The following is a 14,538-nucleotide window of genomic DNA, read 5'->3' on the forward strand; positions in this document are numbered from 1 at the left end:
ATCGAGGGAGGCGTTCTGCCCATGCCCGTTGTCAATTGGAACATTCCCCTGCCCCTGCACTTCGGCCAGGCTGAAGCGCCGCCGATGACCCTGTCCGCGGCCCTGGCGGACGACGTGCAGCGGCCGGCGTTCGAGGCCTTTATCCAACAGCGTTTTCGCAAGGCCCACGGCGCCGACATTCGCCATTTCATGCCGCAGCTGTTTGGCTTGAGCAATGCCGACAACGGGCTGTGCGCCGTGGCCGGGGTGCGCATGGCCAATGACGAATCCTTGTTTCTGGAGCGTTACCTGGACGAGCCGATCGAACCTCTGATCGGCGCTGCGGCCGGACATCCGGTGGATCGCGCCGGCATCGTCGAAGTCGGCAACCTTGCCGCCAGCGACACCGGCAGCGCGCGCTTGAGCATCATCGCGATCACTTACTTATTGGCCATGGGCGGTCTGGAATGGGTGGCTTTCACCGGCAACATCGGCTTGGTCAACAGCTTCCATCGGCTCGGGCTGAAACCGGTGACCCTGTGCGCCGCCGACCCGGCGCGACTGGGCGACGAGCGCCACAGTTGGGGCAGCTATTACGAAAGCAAACCCTGGGTGCACGTGGGCAACATCCGTGCAGGGTTTATTCATTTACGCAACATCGGCCTGTTCGCCCGCCTGGGCTTGCCGTCGTGCCAGGAGGACAGCTGCCATGTCGCCTGAACTGCAGCGATTCCGGCAAACCCTGCGTAACCATGCCGAGCGCCACACCCGTCGCATTGCGCTGTGGGGCGATCATCTGAAACTCGACTACGCCACGTTGTACGCCGAGGTGGTGTACCGCCAGCAACGTCTGCGCGATGAGCAGGTATCCGTCATCGCGTTGGCGCTGGACAACGGCGTCGAAGCGATGCTCTGGGACCTGGCGGCATTGTTCGAAGGCTTGGCCTGTGTGACCTTGCCGCCCTTCTTCAGCCCGGCCCAACGGGCCCACTGCCTGGAGCAAAGCCAGGCGGAACGGGTGGTCGCCGAGCCGGAGCTGGACGCCGAATTACTCGCTGCCGGCTATGAAAAAAGTGGCGAATTCTGGCGTCGCACGTTTACCGGACCGAACCGGATGCCGGCCGGCACCGCCAAACTGACCTTCACGTCCGGCACCACCGGCACCCCAAAGGGCGTATGCCTGAGTGCCGAGAGCCTGCTGCGGGTTGCGCGCGAGCTCGATCACGCCAGCAAACTCGCCGACCCGCAGCATCACCTTGCCCTGTTGCCGCTGGCGATCCTGTTGGAAAACCTCGGCTGCTATGCGGCGCTGTACGCCGGCGCCACGCTGAGCGTGCCGAGCCAGAAAACCCTCGGCATCCTCGGTGCCAGCGGCGTCGACACACCACGTCTGCTTGCGTGTCTGGCCAGTCGTGCTCCTGAGAGCCTGATTTTGGTGCCGCAGCTCTTGCAGATACTGGTCGGCGCCGCCGAACAGAAAGCGTTCGCCCCACACAAATTGCGCTTTGCCGCCGTGGGAGGCGCGCGGGTCTCGGAGAGCCTGCTGCAGCGCGCCCAGGCCGTCGGCCTGCCGGTGTACGAAGGTTATGGCTTGTCCGAATGCGCCTCGGTGGTGTGCCTCAATCGCCCCGACGCACAGCGTCCGGGCAGTGTCGGCAAGCCCCTGCCCCACATCCAGATACACCTGGCCGATGACGGCGAAGTGCTGATCAAGGGTTCGCCCCTGCTCGGCTACCTGGGTGAGGCGCCCTACAGCGGAGAATGGTGGCCCAGCGGGGATCTTGGCGAGTTCGACCCTGAGGGTTTTCTTTACCTCAAAGGTCGCAAGAAGCACCAGTTCGTCACCAGTTTCGGGCGCAACGTCAACCCGGAATGGGTCGAGGCCGAACTGACCCAGCGTCGACACATCGCCCAGGCCTTTGTCTATGGCGAAGCACTGCCACGCAATCACGCCTTGCTCTGGCCTCACCGCCCGGACTGCACCGACGCAGAACTGGCTGCCGCCGTAGCCGAGGCCAACGAAAACCTACCCGATTATGCCCGGGTCCACCGCTGGACCCGCCTGTCCCAACCGTTCACCGCCGCCAACGGCCTGCTGACCGCCAATGGCCGCCCGCGCCGCGACGCCATTGTCGCGCTGTACCGCGCGCAACTGACTGCATCCACCCATTGCGAGGAATCCGCATCATGATGTTTTTCGACGCTCTGCAAGAAGCCACCCAAGAGGAACGCCACGAACTGTTCAATTTGCCGATCATCCGGGACGCCCTCGACGGCAAGGTCAGCCTGGAGAGTTACCGGTCGTTTCTCGCCCAGGCTTACTACCACGTGCGCCACACCGTGCCACTGATGATGGCTTGCGGCGCGCGCCTGCCAAGCCATCTCGAATGGCTGCGCAAGGCAGTGTGTGAGTACATCGACGAGGAGTACGGCCACGAACAGTGGGTCCTTGACGATATCGTCGCTTGTGGCGGCAATCGCGATGCCGTGCGCAACGGCCAGCCTTCGTTGCCGATCGAACTGATGGTCAGTTTTCTCTACGACCTGATCGCCCGGGGCAACCCGGTGGGGCTGTTCGGCATGGTCAATGTGCTGGAAGGCACCAGCATTGCCCTGGCCACCCACGCGGCGGGCAGCATCCGCGAACACCTGGCACTGCCAGAAAGTGCCTTCAGCTATTTGAGCTCCCACGGTTCCCTGGACATCGAGCACATGCAGACCTACCGCGGCCTGATGAACAAACTCGATAACCCGGCGGACCAGGCGGCGGTGATCCACGCCTCAAAAGTGGTGTACCGGCTCTACACCGACATGTTCCGTGGTTTACCACGGGACACGGAGGTTCGCCATGCAGCTGCGTGACGCCCGCGTGGTGTTGACCGGCGCCAGTGGCGGCATCGGTCAGGCCATCGCTGCTGCGCTATGCGCCGCCGGGGCCCGGGTGTTGGCAGTGGCGCGGCACCAGGAATCGCTGCTGCCGTTGCTGGCGCGCTATCCGCAGAACCTCTGCTGGGTGGCCGCCGACCTGACGTCAGCCTGCGACCGACGCAAGATCCTGGCCGCCGCCACAGCCCTGGACGGCGTCAACCTGCTGATCAACGCCGCCGGCATCAACCACTTCGCCATGCTCGAACAGCTTGATGACAGTGAGATCGACGCGATGCTGGCGGTGAATATCAGTGCGCCGATCTGCCTGACCAAACTGCTGCTACCGCTACTTAAGCAAGCCGACAGCGCCATGGTGGTCAACGTGGGCTCAACCTATGGCTCCATCGGCTACCCGGGCTATGCCAGTTATTGCGCCAGCAAGTTTGCCCTGCGCGGTTTTTCCGAAGCCCTGCGTCGGGAACTGGCCGATACGCGGGTCGGCGTGCTCTATGTCGCGCCCCGCGCCACCCGCACCTCGATGAACAGCCCGGCTGCCCAGGCCCTGAATGACGCACTCAAAGCCAACGTCGATGATCCGCAAGCGGTAGCCAACGCAGTGATCCACGCCATCGCCGGTGACCGTCGCGATCTCTACCTGGGTTGGCCTGAGCGCTTCTTCGTTCGCCTCAACAGCCTGTTGCCGAACCTGGTGGATCGGGGCCTGCGCAAGCAATTGCCGCTGATCCGCCGTCTGAGCCATAAACCTGAAAACGAGCACCTGAAACCATGAAAAGACTTCTTGCCGGCCTGATGATCGTCGCCATGGGCCAAAGCGCCTGGGCGCTGGACACGGCTGACCAGCAACGCCTCGTCGGCATCCAGCAAAGCTGGGCGCACATTCAATATGAACTGCCGGAAAAACAACGCGAAGCCGCCTTCGAGCAATTGGCAACGCAAGCCACGACGTTCACCCATGAACGCCCGGAGCTGGCCGAAGCCTGGATCTGGTCAGGCATCGTCACCAGCAGTTGGGCCGGAGCCCAAGGCGGGCTCGGCGCCCTGGGCAAAGTCAAGGAGGCCAGGACCGACCTGGAAAAAGCCCTGGCCCTGGACCCAAAAGCCCTGCAAGGTTCGGCCTATACCAGTCTCGCGGCGCTGTACGACCGAGTCCCCGGCTGGCCGATCGGTTTCGGAGATGCCGACAAAGCCGAGCAACTGCTCAAGCAGGCGTTGCAACTCAATCCAGATGGCATCGACAGCCTGTACTTCTGGGGTGATCACCTTTACCGTCAGAAACGCTACGCTCAAGCCCAAGGCGCCCTGCAAAAAGCGCTCAATGCCGCACCACGCCCCGGGCGCGAACTGGCCGATGCCGGACGCCGCAAGGAAATCCAGGCACTTTTGCTTGAAGTGAACAAAAAACTCAACTGACAGGGGGCTGTGTGCGGGTACTACTGATCGAGGATGACGTGGCCCTGGGCGAAGGCATTCATCAAGCCCTGGGTCGCGAAGGCTACACCGTCGACTGGCTCAAGGACGGCAAGAGTGCCCTGCACGCGCTGCTCAGCGAAACCTTTGACCTGGCCGTGCTCGACCTCGGTCTGCCGCGCATGGACGGGCTCGAAGTCCTGCAGCGCCTGCGCGACAGTGGCTCCAACCTGCCGGTGCTGATCCTCACCGCCCGCGATGCGACCGAAGATCGCATCGCCGGGCTGGATGCCGGTGCCGACGATTACCTGGTCAAGCCGTTCGACCTGGCCGAACTCAAGGCCCGCTTGCGCGCCCTGCTGCGACGCAGTGCCGGACGCGCCCAGATGTTGATCGAACACGCCGGTATCAGCCTCAACCCCGGTACCCAGCAAGTCAGCTATCTCGGCAAGCCGGTGGTGCTGACGCCCAAGGAATATCAACTGCTGCACGAATTGCTCTCGCCCCCCGGTCGCGTCATGACCCGCGATCACCTCATGCAGCTGTTGTACGGCTGGAGCGAAGAAGCCGAAAGCAACACCCTCGAGGTGCATATCCATCACCTGCGCAAGAAGTTCTCCACCGACCTGATCCGCACCGTTCGGGGCGTGGGGTATCTGGTGGAGGAACATCGATGACGTCGATTCGCCGCCGCACGCTGACCCTGATCATCGGCCTGATGCTCGCTGGGCTGGCGGTGATCAGCGTACTCAACCTGCACGACAGCAATCATGAAATCGCCGAGGTCTACGACGCGCAACTGGCACAAAACGCCCGTCTGCTCCAGGGCGTAATGCACATGCCGCTGGCGAGCCAGGCACACGCCGACCTGTACCGGGCTTTCAACACGGCACTGAGCGAAGCGACGCCGCGAAGCGACGGCCACCCTTACGAAAGCAAAATCGCCTTCCAGGTGTGGAACGCCAAGGGCGAAGTGCTGGTGCATACCGCCAGCGCCCCCTCCTTTCGCGCACCGCCGACCGAACCCGGTTTCAGTGACGTGGTGGATTTGAATAACCGTCACTGGCGCGCCTTTGTCCTCAAGGACAAACAGAACGATCTGAATATCTGGGTCGGCGAACGGGATGACGTACGGGCCGACCTGGTGGATCGCATCGTGCGTCATACGCTGTGGCCGAACATCCTGGGCAGCCTGATCCTGGCGGCGATGGTCTGGTTGGCCATCGGCTGGGGGCTCAAGCCGTTGGCCGACATGGCGGCCACCTTACGCGCGCGCCACAGCGGTTCCCTGGAGCCGCTGCAACTGACGCCCCTGCCCAGCGAACTGGAACCGATGCAGGCCGCGCTCAATCGCATGCTGGCGCAAATCCAGGACGTACTCGAGCGCGAACGACGCTTCATCGCCGATGCGGCCCACGAACTGCGGACGCCTCTAGCCGTGCTGCGGGTCCATGCGCAAAACCTGCTGGAGGCCGGGACCGAACATGAACGTCGCGAATCACTGGAGCACCTGATCGCCGGCGTTGACCGTGCCAGCCGCCTGGTCAACCAATTGCTGACCATGGCTCGGATCGAACCGAAGACAGGCGCGCACATCCCAGCGCTCATCGATCTGGTCGCCACCGTCCGAGAAAGCCTGGTTCAACTGACACCCTGGCTTTTAAGCAAGGGGCTCGAACTGGTGTTCGATGTCAGCGATGACATCGAACCGGTCAGGATGGACCCGGCCGACATCCACATTGCCTTGAACAATCTGGTGACCAATGCCGCCAACTTCTCCCCTGCCCAGGGGCAGATTACGGTGCGCTTAACCAAAAACGGCAATCACTATGAACTATCGGTCGAAGACGAAGGCCCCGGTATTGATGAGTCCGAATCCAATCGGCTCCTCGAGCGCTTCTACAGCCGCGGCAATGATCAAGGCGCCGGATTGGGCCTGGCCATCGTGAAAGCCATCGCCGATCGGCTGGGAGGGAAAGTAAAGCTGGAGAATCGCACTCCGACGGGAACGCGCGCGACGTTGGTGATTGGGCACGTGTAGATCGGCTTTGAAAGTCCTGAGGCATTTTGCAGGGCTTTCAGGCGGACATTCGGCATGACGCCGAGTGCGTTCAGGCAGGAACCGAACTGCCTTGCAACACGCGCCCAAGCGGTACCCTCCGCCTCAAGACACCCATCACCGTTGCCCCCCTGCGTTGCTTCCTGAAATCATGAAGGGGATCGTCAAAACGAATTGGCCACTTCATTTCAAGTTCCTCAGGGAATCGTGATAGTTCTATTTCCCGCCCAGTCCGACACTTGCCCATTCAGTGTTTGTCTTGCCGTAAACCTATAAGTACCCGAGTTCAACTTTGCGCCATCAATAAACCAGTATCCATTGCCATCGGCGACCACTGGCGCGCCAAAACAGTACCCTGCGCCTTCCAGGCATACATCCACTGTCGCGCCAGGCGCACTTTTCCCCGAAATTCTGAAGGGCGGCACTACAGTGGCGCCTTCGATCGGATTGACAATCCAGGGCCGCTGCGAGTAAGTCGGCACCGTTCCTACTCCAGCCGTCACTTCCTGATCGAAGGGATAGAAATCGAAGGTGACATCCTGGGTCGCTGAGGTCGGGAGACGGATGTTTATAATTGGAACAACGATACCCCCCGTATCGGTATAGAATTCTTTTTGATTAGTACGCGCATCAGCCAGACCAGCAGGATCAGAGTAAAAAAAAGCCTGGAGGGGCAGCGTGCCGGCGCTGTTCTGGGGCCAGGTCGCCACCTGCATTTCGTTCCATTCATAGAAACCATTTATCTTTTGTTTGGCTTTAAGTGACTCATAAAAGAAAACAGCCCCATTGGCGGTACCGCTTGCCACATCAAAACCGCACTGTTCCAAGTGAGGATTGCCGCTAACCGATTGGTTCCAGTGATTAGCCCACTGATCCGAATTGACAATACCTTGTGACTGACAGGGACGACTGACTTCGTAGTATTTATTTTCCTCCAACGTCACCCGGCCACACAGGGCGTCGCGATGCCAATCCCACGAATCCATCGGAAATGAACAAACAACACCAAGAGAGAGCTTATTAGCAGGCGCCAGAAATTTTGGATAAAGAATATAACCGTTGTTATAACCCCAGGCAAAAGTCTGAAACTTGGCATCCACCCTCAAGTAGGAAAACGCAACCCCTCCTCGCTGTTGCGACGGCGGACTGGGGTCCCAGACCCGATAGCGATCAGATTTTTTTGTCACTCTCAATGTAACGCCGCTGCAAAGAAAGGCTGGTCTATTATCGGTGCCACAATTTTCAGCCGCATTAGCATATTGATTGCGAATAGCAACTAATGTCGCACTGCCCTCGGCCAATGAGTTCTCTGGATTCCCTGCTACCCACTGGGCGCTTACCTGATCACAAACAGCAAGAAAGCCAAGCCCGCAAAAATAAAAAATAGTTTTCATGGAGCCACCCTCGTTAGAGACTCGACAGTGAGATTGCTCACTCCCTTGCAAAACCAAGCGGCTCATACAACGATACAAAGCCCAACGACCAATCCTTTTTATTGTGATCCGGCATGCCCAGTTTTTCTGCGCCGTGCAGAATCCGATTAGTCTTGAACACTCATGAAACGGCTTGTCTGGTGATTAACCTAGAGCAAGCTTGATGGCCGCTCTACTGTCAGACATGACAGTACTGACAGACGGAACAGCCGCCGGCTTTCACCGTCCTCCTTTGAGCAAACGCGGCTAGGCGCGTTTACCCCGCTATAGTCGACGCTATGCCGACCGTACTTCCAAGAGCCTTTTCCAGTGTCTGACATGCCGACCCATTGCGCCTACACCCAACGCTTCGATGCCGTACTCGCCTACATCGATGCCAATCTCGAAGGTGACCTGTCAGTGAAGACGCTGAGCCGTGTGGCGAACTTTTCGGCCTTTCACTTCCACCGACAATTCACTGCGTTCGTCGGCGTACCGGTCTCACGTTATGTGCAACTGATGCGGCTGCGCCGGGCGGCACATCGTCTGGCCGCCCTCGCGGATCATTCGATACTGGACGCTGCATTCGGCGCCGGCTATGAAAGTCCCGAGGCATTTTGCAGGGCGTTCGGGCGGGCATTCGGCATGACGCCGAGTGCGTTCAGGAGGGAACCGAACTGGCAGGTCTGGAATGCGGTATTCGCCATCCCTCATTTTTCCAGGACGATCATCATGCAAGTAAAAATCGTGGAATTCCCTGAAGCCAGGGTCGCAATGCTTGAGCACTGTGGACCGACCGGACTCGTCAACGAGAGCGTACGCAAATTCATCGAATGGCGTATGCAGAGCGGACAGTCGCCCGTGACATCGAGTCGTACCTTCGGCATTCCCTATAACAACCCGGATACGACACCTCCCCAAGACTTCCGCTTCGCCATCTGCGGCGAGGTTCACGAGGCCGTGGCGTCCAATGCGTTCGGCGTGCACGAGATGGTCATTCCTGGCGGTCGCTGCGCCGTGGTGCGACACGCAGGGTCACCGGATCACATCGGCGAAACGATCTATCCGGTTTACCGCGACTGGCTGCCTGCCAGTGGCGAGGAACTGCGTGACCATCCGCTGTTCTTCCATTACCTGAGCGTGTATCCCGAGACGCCACAGGATCAATGGCAAACGGATGTATATATTCCGTTGCAATAACCTTTCGCCCCTGAGCGAACACGCACAAGTGTCCGCTCAGGGCCCCGCAAGGTCAGGCAGCGCCCGGGACATTGGTGCCCATGCCCGACGGCAGGAACGGTTGGATCTCGTCGATTTCCTCAGCGCAGAGGCGTAGCTGCGAACCGGCGATCAGCCCGTCCACTTGTGCGCGACGGCGGGCCCCGACAATGGCGCCGATCACCACGGGTTTGCGCAGTACCCAGGCGATGGCGACCGCCGCAGCGCTTACACCGTGCCTTTCGCCAATGCCCGCCATGACCTCGACCAATGCCAGGTTGGCACTCAAACGGGGTTCCTGGAAGTCGGCACTTCGGGCCTTGCGCCAATCGTCTTCAGGCAGTTGCGAGATGCGCTCGCGGGTCATGCTACCGGAGAGCAATCCCGATTGAAGCGTGGAATAGGCCAGAACCCCCATCCCGGCCTGCTCGCAGAATGGCAGGACATCCCTCTCGATATCACGCATCAACGCAGAGTACGGCGGCTGGAGCGACACGATCTCGGTCACCGCCTGGGCCCGCTGGAGTTGAGCGACGTCGAAATTCGAGACTCCGATAGCGCGGATTTTTCCTTGAGCGCGGGCGGTTGCCAGCGCCGAAAGCGCCAGTTCAATGCCTTCACTGCTGCCGTCGGCAGGAAACGCCGGCCAGTGGATCTGGTACAGATCGATCGTCTCGACTTGAAGCCGGCGCAAACTGGCGTCGACCTCGGCGAGCAACGACTGCGGCGCCAGCGAGTGGGAAATGGCTTTGCTGACCGGGTCCCAGACCAGGCTGCCCTTGGTGAACACCAAGGGGCGCCGCGAAGCCGGCACCCGGCGCAACAACTGCCCCACCAGTTGCTCCGCATGGCCCAAGCCATAAACCGCCGCGGTGTCGATCCAGTTCACCCCCCGTTCGACGGCATATTCCAGTGCGTCCAGGCTGTCCTTGTCATCCTGCGCGCCCCAACTGTATTCCCAACCGGTGCCGGCGATTGCCCATGTCCCCAGGCCAATCGGCGAAATCAGCAGATCCGATGATCCAAGACGATTCTTTTGCATAGCGACCTCTCCATGAATGATGACGCCAGTATCCGGGAGCGATCTTCTGCCGATAAGATAGATAATCTTCTTTGAACTACTGAACCCTATTCATGAATCACCCCGATCTTTCTGAACTCGATGCGTTTGCCGCCGTCGCTCGCCATCGCAGTTTTCGCAAGGCAGCGGACGAGCGTGGCGTCTCGGCGTCCGCCTTGAGTCACGCGATGCGAACATTGGAGGCGCGCCTGGGTGTCAGGCTGCTGAACCGAACCACCCGTAGCGTGACCCCGACCGAAGCCGGCCAGCAACTATTGGCCACGCTGGCCCCGACCCTGCATCAAGTGGCCGCTGCGTTGGCGCAATTGACGTCGATGCAGGAAGTGCCCGCCGGCAAACTTCGCCTCAACGTGGCGCGCCCAGCGGCGCGCATCCTGTTTGCACACGTGCTCGCGCCTTTCGTGGCCAGGTATCCCCGCATCCAGTTGGAGCTGGTCACCGATGATGGCTTGGCCGATATCGTGGATGGCGGTTTTGATGCGGGCGTGCGCTTTGGTGAAAGCCTGGCTGGCGACATGATCGCCGTCCCGGTCGGGGCCCCTCAGTCGTTCGTGACCGTTGCCGCCGAGACCTATCTGGCCGCCAAGGGAATCGCCAATGTACCTCGCGACTTGCTCGACCACGCCTGCATTGCCAGGCGCTTCCCCAGCGGCAAACTGTACGCCTGGGAGTATCAGGCAGACGGTCAGCCGATACGCCTGTCGGTCACAGGCCCGCTCATCCTGGAAGACGATGCACTGATGATCCAGGCAGCGAAAGATGGCGCCGGCATTGCCTATGTCTACGAGGAACTGGCCCGCGACGCTATCCGCAACGGGCAGCTCAGGGAAATACTCACGGATTGGAAAGCCCCGCCAAGCCGTTTCTTTCTTTATTATTCCAGCCGGCGCCATGTGCCATCGGCGCTGAAAGCGCTCATTGAATTCATCAGGGCCGATGACTTTCGAAGCCAATACGCTTAGGCACACCCAGCCACCCAACCGAGATCGAAATCACCATGAATGAATGCCAAAAAATGATCAAGAACACGATCAATGCCATGGTGACGGGCAGCGACTCGCACGAGATAACCTATCAATCCGAGTGGCTCGGTTACCTCCCCTTCCCGGTTTACCATTGGGTTGAACACCAGGGTGAAACCTTTTCCAGCGACTTCCCTGCTGATTGGACCCTTGAGGACCTGACTAGCCTTGAGCAGTCAGGGTTCCTGGAAAAACTCGAAGCGTACGAAAACCCGGAAGACTCGTTTGATCGATATATCAGGTATCGCGTTCGAGTTGAACACGGGTAACGCCTCGACAGGCAGCCACTACCCCCCACACGCCTCCCGATACTGCCCCAGCACCTGTCCAATCGCCGCCAACACCAGCTCACGTGCCGTGCTGCCGTCCTGCCCGCTCACCACCCTTGGGTACAGGAGCGGCAGGTACTGGCTCACCAACGTTTCAGGAATCGGCTCATCACCGAAGGCCAGGAACATCTCCTCCACCGCGCGACTCGCCGCTGCAAACGGCCAGTAGTAGCGGATACGGTCGCTGTAGCTGAAGTGTCGCTGCACACGCAACGCGGCGGCGTCACCGTGGTAGTAGTGATCCCAATAGTGCGGTTCAGCGAGCATCAGTGACTCCATGGTCCTGCGCAGGCTTTCCTGCTCCGGCACTGAACGCAGCGCGGCAGCGATGTGATCCAGCGCGTAGAGCGCTTCGCGCAAGGCGAAGGTCAGGCCGGGACCGACCTTGAGAATGGCAAAGCCGTCGCGCACCAGATGCCGCAGTGCGCTGCTTGGCTGGTAATCGGTGGAGTGAGCCTCGAACACCAGTTGTGGTTCACCCTGAAGAATGGCGCTGAGGGCCTGGGCCTTTTCTGGCTGGTAGGCCACTACATTCTCGTTGCCGAACTCGACACCGGGCTGCACCACCAAGCCGATGACCCGCGCAAACACGCTGTCGAGACCTTGGGCGATAAAGGCCTGGCGATGCAGTGCGATGGTTTCCAGGGCCGATTGCGGCGTGGTCACCTCAAGGTCCTCGACCTTCTCCGAGGCGCCGCCCGGCACCGGGACTTCGGTGCCGATCACATAGAACGGTGACGGCAGGCCCGCGTCGCTCACCGTTCGTTCGACCACGGCCGCCAAGCGTGCCGCACGTTCGGCAATCAACGCGCCGTCGAGCGGATCGCTCTCGCCCATACAGGCCATGCTCGCATCGAGGTGAATCTTGCTGAAACCCGCCCGGGCGTAGGCTTCCAGCATGCGCTCGGCATTGAGCATGGCTTGCTGCGGCGGCAGGTGGCGCCAGGGATTCGGCCCCAGGTGGTCGCCGCCGAGGATCAGGCGCTGTGGATCGAACCCGACGCGCTGGGCAATCTCCAGCACAAAGCGGCGAAAGTCCGCCGGGGTCATGCCGGTATAGCCACCCTCATGGTTAACCTGGTTGCACGTCGCCTCGATCAGCACCGGCGCCGTGCCGGTCTGGCCGCAGCGCAACGCCGCTTCAATGACCAGGGCGTGTGCCGAACACACCGACGTAATGCCAATGGCGCGGCCTTGGCCGTGGGCACCTGACAGTTTTTGAAGATAATGACCTTGCATGAGCAGTGCCTCTCGATGACGTGGGAGATCACCTTACGAGAGGAAAACGATCAACTTCAATCATTTTTTTGATTGACAGTGATTTTTTTGTCTCTATATTTCATTCCTATGAATCACTAAAGAGCAACCGAAGTGACTAAAGACGAGCGCCTTTCACTGATCTGTCAGCATCTCTACAGCCATGGCGAAAGCACCATCCAGACCATCGCCGAAGTCGCCGACGCCTCCCTGGCCACCGTGCGCCGGGACCTGCTGAGCCTGGAAGCCGATGGCACCATCCACCGCACCCATGGCGGTGCGCGTATCGCTAAAAGCGCCGGGGTCGAGGTGGCGTTCGACCTGCGGGAAAACCAGAACCTCTTCGCCAAGCGCGCCATTGCCGAAGTGGCCTACGAGCAGATTGCACCGGGCTCGACCATCTTCCTCGACGCTGGCACCACAGTGCTGCAACTGGCCCGCCGCCTGCGCCTGGACCCGTTGCCGCTGTCGGTGTTCACCAATTGCCTGAACGTCGCTCAAGTGTTGATGAACACACCAGGCATCAAGATCGTCCTGCTCGGTGGGCAATTGCGAGCAGAGAACGCTTCGATGGTCGGCGCCCTGGCCGAAGCGATGATCGAGAACCTGTGGTTCGATCAACTGTTCCTCGGTGCGGGCGCCATCGCGCCGGATGCCTGCATCTACAGCCTTGATGCCAGTGAAGCGCAGCTCAACCAGAAGATGCTCGCCCGCGCCGCCAAGACCTTGCTGCTGGCGGATTCGAGCAAGTTCGATCAACGCCTCACCTACCGCGTTGCCCCACTGGACAAGCACCTGACCGTGATCAGCGACGAACATTTGTCTGCCAGTTGGTGGGCGCGCTTGCGTGAACAGGGCTGCACCACCCTGCAAGCCTCCAGCCAAGGGATTGCCGCCCAGGACGCACAGGCATGAACGACTGCGTGCTGGGATTGGACAGCGGCGGCTCGAAAACCCTGGTGGCGGTTGCCGATCGCCAGGGTCGGGTGCTGCACCGTGAAACGGCGGCCGGACTTGATCCGATCGCCAATCCACAGTGGTCCGCTCAGTTGCACGCACTGCTGCAAGCGGCCACCCGGCTGCCGTTGGCCGCCGCCGTGGTCGGGCTGCCGATGCATGGCGAACTGACCAGATGTTCCATCGCCCAGCGCGACACCGCACAACGGGCGTTGCTCTGCCCGGTCCTTGTAGAAAACGATGTGCGCATTGCCTTCGACGGCGCATTCGCCGGGCAAGGTGCAGGCGTGTTGATCCTCGCGGGCACCGGCTCCATGGCCTGGGCCAGCCGTAACCAGCCCGGCGCCGAGCACGTGCGCGTCGGCGGTTGGGGCGATCTGTTCGGTGACGAAGGCAGCGCCTACTGGATCGGTTGTCAGGTGTTGACCCTTGTCAGCCGCAGCCTCGACGGTCGCGCCTATCAGCCAGACCTGACTCGGGCCCTGCTCGAGCACCTGGGCCTGGGCCCCGGACAACTGGCAGATTGGGTGTACGGCCTGGCCAATCGCCGCGCCGCGATCGCCGCGCTGGCCGAATGCGTGTCGGCCTGGGCGCTGGCCGGCGACGCTGCGGCGCTCGCGGTGATGGACGAGGCCGCCACCCACCTGGCCGCACACATCGACACTGCTTGGCGCCAACTCGGTCTGAGCGGGCCGGCCATCTGGAGTTATGCCGGGGGCGTCTTCGCCCACACGCCGATGATCGATGGCATTCGTCGGCGCATTGGCACCGCCGCATGCCCACCACGTCTTCCCCCCATCGGTGGCGCCTTGTGGCGTGCCGCTCACAACGCGGGATGGAACCCCGACCAGCGCTGGATCGAACAACTGTCCCTGAACCTTTAGCCCTTGCACTGCCGTCAACCTCCCCTTTCCCGATGAAGAGGTTT

15 protein-coding genes and 1 pseudogene are annotated in these 14,538 nt (G+C 60.9%); 13 read left to right on the forward strand and 3 right to left on the reverse strand.

Annotation, left to right across the window (positions count from 1 at the left end; all coding sequences use genetic code 11):
• Nucleotides 1-21 precede the first annotated feature (21 nt).
• The 8 genes and pseudogenes from LOY70_RS16225 to LOY70_RS16260 form a co-directional block, all read left to right on the forward strand.
• Nucleotides 22-699 carry a thermostable hemolysin gene (locus LOY70_RS16225; RefSeq protein WP_123416950.1) on the forward strand — a complete coding sequence of 226 codons (678 nt, stop codon included), beginning with the start codon at nucleotides 22-24 and terminating at the stop codon, nucleotides 697-699.
• Nucleotides 689-2,170 carry an AMP-binding protein gene (locus tag LOY70_RS16230; RefSeq protein ID WP_265028434.1) on the forward strand — a complete coding sequence of 494 codons (1,482 nt, stop codon included), beginning with the start codon at nucleotides 689-691 and terminating at the stop codon, nucleotides 2,168-2,170. The genes LOY70_RS16225 and LOY70_RS16230 overlap by 11 nt, the downstream gene beginning before the upstream one ends.
• Nucleotides 2,167-2,841, forward strand: coding sequence for a TenA family transcriptional regulator (locus tag LOY70_RS16235; protein WP_265028435.1), 675 nt, complete (start codon nucleotides 2,167-2,169; stop codon nucleotides 2,839-2,841). Before LOY70_RS16230 ends, LOY70_RS16235 begins: the two co-directional genes overlap by 4 nt.
• Nucleotides 2,828-3,637 (forward strand): SDR family oxidoreductase, encoded by an 810-nt coding sequence (locus tag LOY70_RS16240; RefSeq protein ID WP_265028436.1) that lies wholly within the window; start codon nucleotides 2,828-2,830, stop codon nucleotides 3,635-3,637. Before LOY70_RS16235 ends, LOY70_RS16240 begins: the two co-directional genes overlap by 14 nt.
• Nucleotides 3,634-4,278 (forward strand): tetratricopeptide repeat protein, encoded by a 645-nt coding sequence (locus tag LOY70_RS16245; RefSeq protein ID WP_265028437.1) that lies wholly within the window; start codon nucleotides 3,634-3,636, stop codon nucleotides 4,276-4,278. Before LOY70_RS16240 ends, LOY70_RS16245 begins: the two co-directional genes overlap by 4 nt.
• Nucleotides 4,279-4,289: 11 nt before the next feature.
• Complete coding sequence (locus tag LOY70_RS16250; RefSeq protein ID WP_025213980.1) at nucleotides 4,290-4,952, forward strand: response regulator; 663 nt, start codon at nucleotides 4,290-4,292, stop codon at nucleotides 4,950-4,952.
• Nucleotides 4,949-6,316 (forward strand): ATP-binding protein, encoded by a 1,368-nt coding sequence (locus LOY70_RS16255; RefSeq protein WP_265028438.1) that lies wholly within the window; start codon nucleotides 4,949-4,951, stop codon nucleotides 6,314-6,316. Before LOY70_RS16250 ends, LOY70_RS16255 begins: the two co-directional genes overlap by 4 nt.
• Before the next feature lie 3 nt (nucleotides 6,317-6,319).
• Nucleotides 6,320-6,445, forward strand: a pseudogene (locus tag LOY70_RS16260) (AraC family transcriptional regulator); the annotation flags it as partial.
• An 86-nt stretch (nucleotides 6,446-6,531) separates the two neighbouring features.
• Here LOY70_RS16260 and LOY70_RS16265 read toward each other — a convergent pair.
• Complete coding sequence (locus tag LOY70_RS16265; protein ID WP_265028439.1) at nucleotides 6,532-7,728, reverse strand: halovibrin HvnC; 1,197 nt, start codon at nucleotides 7,726-7,728, stop codon at nucleotides 6,532-6,534.
• A 348-nt stretch (nucleotides 7,729-8,076) separates the two neighbouring features.
• Between LOY70_RS16265 and LOY70_RS16270 the strand changes: the two genes are divergently transcribed.
• A complete protein-coding gene (locus tag LOY70_RS16270; protein WP_265028440.1) occupies nucleotides 8,077-8,946 on the forward strand; it encodes an AraC family transcriptional regulator in 870 nt (289 codons plus the stop codon).
• A gap of 52 nt (nucleotides 8,947-8,998) precedes the next feature.
• Here LOY70_RS16270 and LOY70_RS16275 read toward each other — a convergent pair whose 3' ends face one another.
• Complete coding sequence (locus tag LOY70_RS16275; protein ID WP_265028441.1) at nucleotides 8,999-10,006, reverse strand: aldo/keto reductase; 1,008 nt, start codon at nucleotides 10,004-10,006, stop codon at nucleotides 8,999-9,001.
• 92 nt (nucleotides 10,007-10,098) lie between these two features.
• Here LOY70_RS16275 and LOY70_RS16280 point away from each other — a divergent pair, with 92 nt between their 5' ends.
• Together LOY70_RS16280 and LOY70_RS16285 are read left to right on the forward strand one after the other, a co-directional pair.
• On the forward strand, nucleotides 10,099-11,007 hold the full coding sequence (locus LOY70_RS16280; RefSeq protein ID WP_265028442.1) for a LysR family transcriptional regulator: 909 nt from the start codon (nucleotides 10,099-10,101) through the stop codon (nucleotides 11,005-11,007).
• Nucleotides 11,008-11,042: 35 nt separating this feature from the next.
• The gene (locus LOY70_RS16285) at nucleotides 11,043-11,336 is read left to right on the forward strand and encodes a hypothetical protein (RefSeq protein ID WP_265028443.1); all 294 of its coding nucleotides are present in this window, start codon (nucleotides 11,043-11,045) and stop codon (nucleotides 11,334-11,336) included.
• Nucleotides 11,337-11,354: 18 nt separating this feature from the next.
• Here LOY70_RS16285 and LOY70_RS16290 read toward each other — a convergent pair whose 3' ends face one another.
• Nucleotides 11,355-12,635 (reverse strand): D-tagatose-bisphosphate aldolase, class II, non-catalytic subunit, encoded by a 1,281-nt coding sequence (locus tag LOY70_RS16290; protein ID WP_265028444.1) that lies wholly within the window; start codon nucleotides 12,633-12,635, stop codon nucleotides 11,355-11,357.
• Nucleotides 12,636-12,767: 132 nt separating this feature from the next.
• Here LOY70_RS16290 and LOY70_RS16295 point away from each other — a divergent pair, with 132 nt between their 5' ends.
• Nucleotides 12,768-13,568, forward strand: a complete 801-nt coding sequence (locus LOY70_RS16295) for a DeoR/GlpR family DNA-binding transcription regulator (protein WP_265028445.1) — start codon at nucleotides 12,768-12,770, stop codon at nucleotides 13,566-13,568.
• The gene (locus tag LOY70_RS16300; protein WP_265028446.1) at nucleotides 13,565-14,494 is read left to right on the forward strand and encodes an N-acetylglucosamine kinase; all 930 of its coding nucleotides are present in this window, start codon (nucleotides 13,565-13,567) and stop codon (nucleotides 14,492-14,494) included. The genes LOY70_RS16295 and LOY70_RS16300 overlap by 4 nt, the downstream gene beginning before the upstream one ends.
• Nucleotides 14,495-14,538 lie beyond the last annotated feature (44 nt).

Origin of the sequence: Pseudomonas sp. B21-054, assembly GCF_026016345.1 — a bacterium.
Classification (GTDB): Bacteria; Pseudomonadota; Gammaproteobacteria; order Pseudomonadales; family Pseudomonadaceae; genus Aquipseudomonas.

Excerpts from the sequence above, each read along its gene's own strand:
- LOY70_RS16300 (WP_265028446.1), top strand. The coding sequence starts at position 13,565 with ATGAACGACTGCGTGCTGGGATTGGACAGCGGCGGCTCGAAAACCCTG.
- LOY70_RS16285 (WP_265028443.1), top strand. The coding sequence starts at position 11,043 with ATGAATGAATGCCAAAAAATGATCAAGAACACGATCAATGCCATGGTG.
- LOY70_RS16265 (WP_265028439.1), bottom strand. The coding sequence starts at position 7,728 with ATGAAAACTATTTTTTATTTTTGCGGGCTTGGCTTTCTTGCTGTTTGT.
- LOY70_RS16240 (WP_265028436.1), top strand. The coding sequence starts at position 2,828 with ATGCAGCTGCGTGACGCCCGCGTGGTGTTGACCGGCGCCAGTGGCGGC.
- LOY70_RS16245 (WP_265028437.1), top strand. The coding sequence starts at position 3,634 with ATGAAAAGACTTCTTGCCGGCCTGATGATCGTCGCCATGGGCCAAAGC.
- LOY70_RS16280 (WP_265028442.1), top strand. The coding sequence starts at position 10,099 with ATGAATCACCCCGATCTTTCTGAACTCGATGCGTTTGCCGCCGTCGCT.
- LOY70_RS16225 (WP_123416950.1), top strand. The coding sequence starts at position 22 with ATGCCCGTTGTCAATTGGAACATTCCCCTGCCCCTGCACTTCGGCCAG.
- LOY70_RS16230 (WP_265028434.1), top strand. The coding sequence starts at position 689 with ATGTCGCCTGAACTGCAGCGATTCCGGCAAACCCTGCGTAACCATGCC.
- LOY70_RS16235 (WP_265028435.1), top strand. The coding sequence starts at position 2,167 with ATGATGTTTTTCGACGCTCTGCAAGAAGCCACCCAAGAGGAACGCCAC.
- LOY70_RS16290 (WP_265028444.1), bottom strand. The coding sequence starts at position 12,635 with ATGCAAGGTCATTATCTTCAAAAACTGTCAGGTGCCCACGGCCAAGGC.
- LOY70_RS16255 (WP_265028438.1), top strand. The coding sequence starts at position 4,949 with ATGACGTCGATTCGCCGCCGCACGCTGACCCTGATCATCGGCCTGATG.
- LOY70_RS16275 (WP_265028441.1), bottom strand. The coding sequence starts at position 10,006 with ATGCAAAAGAATCGTCTTGGATCATCGGATCTGCTGATTTCGCCGATT.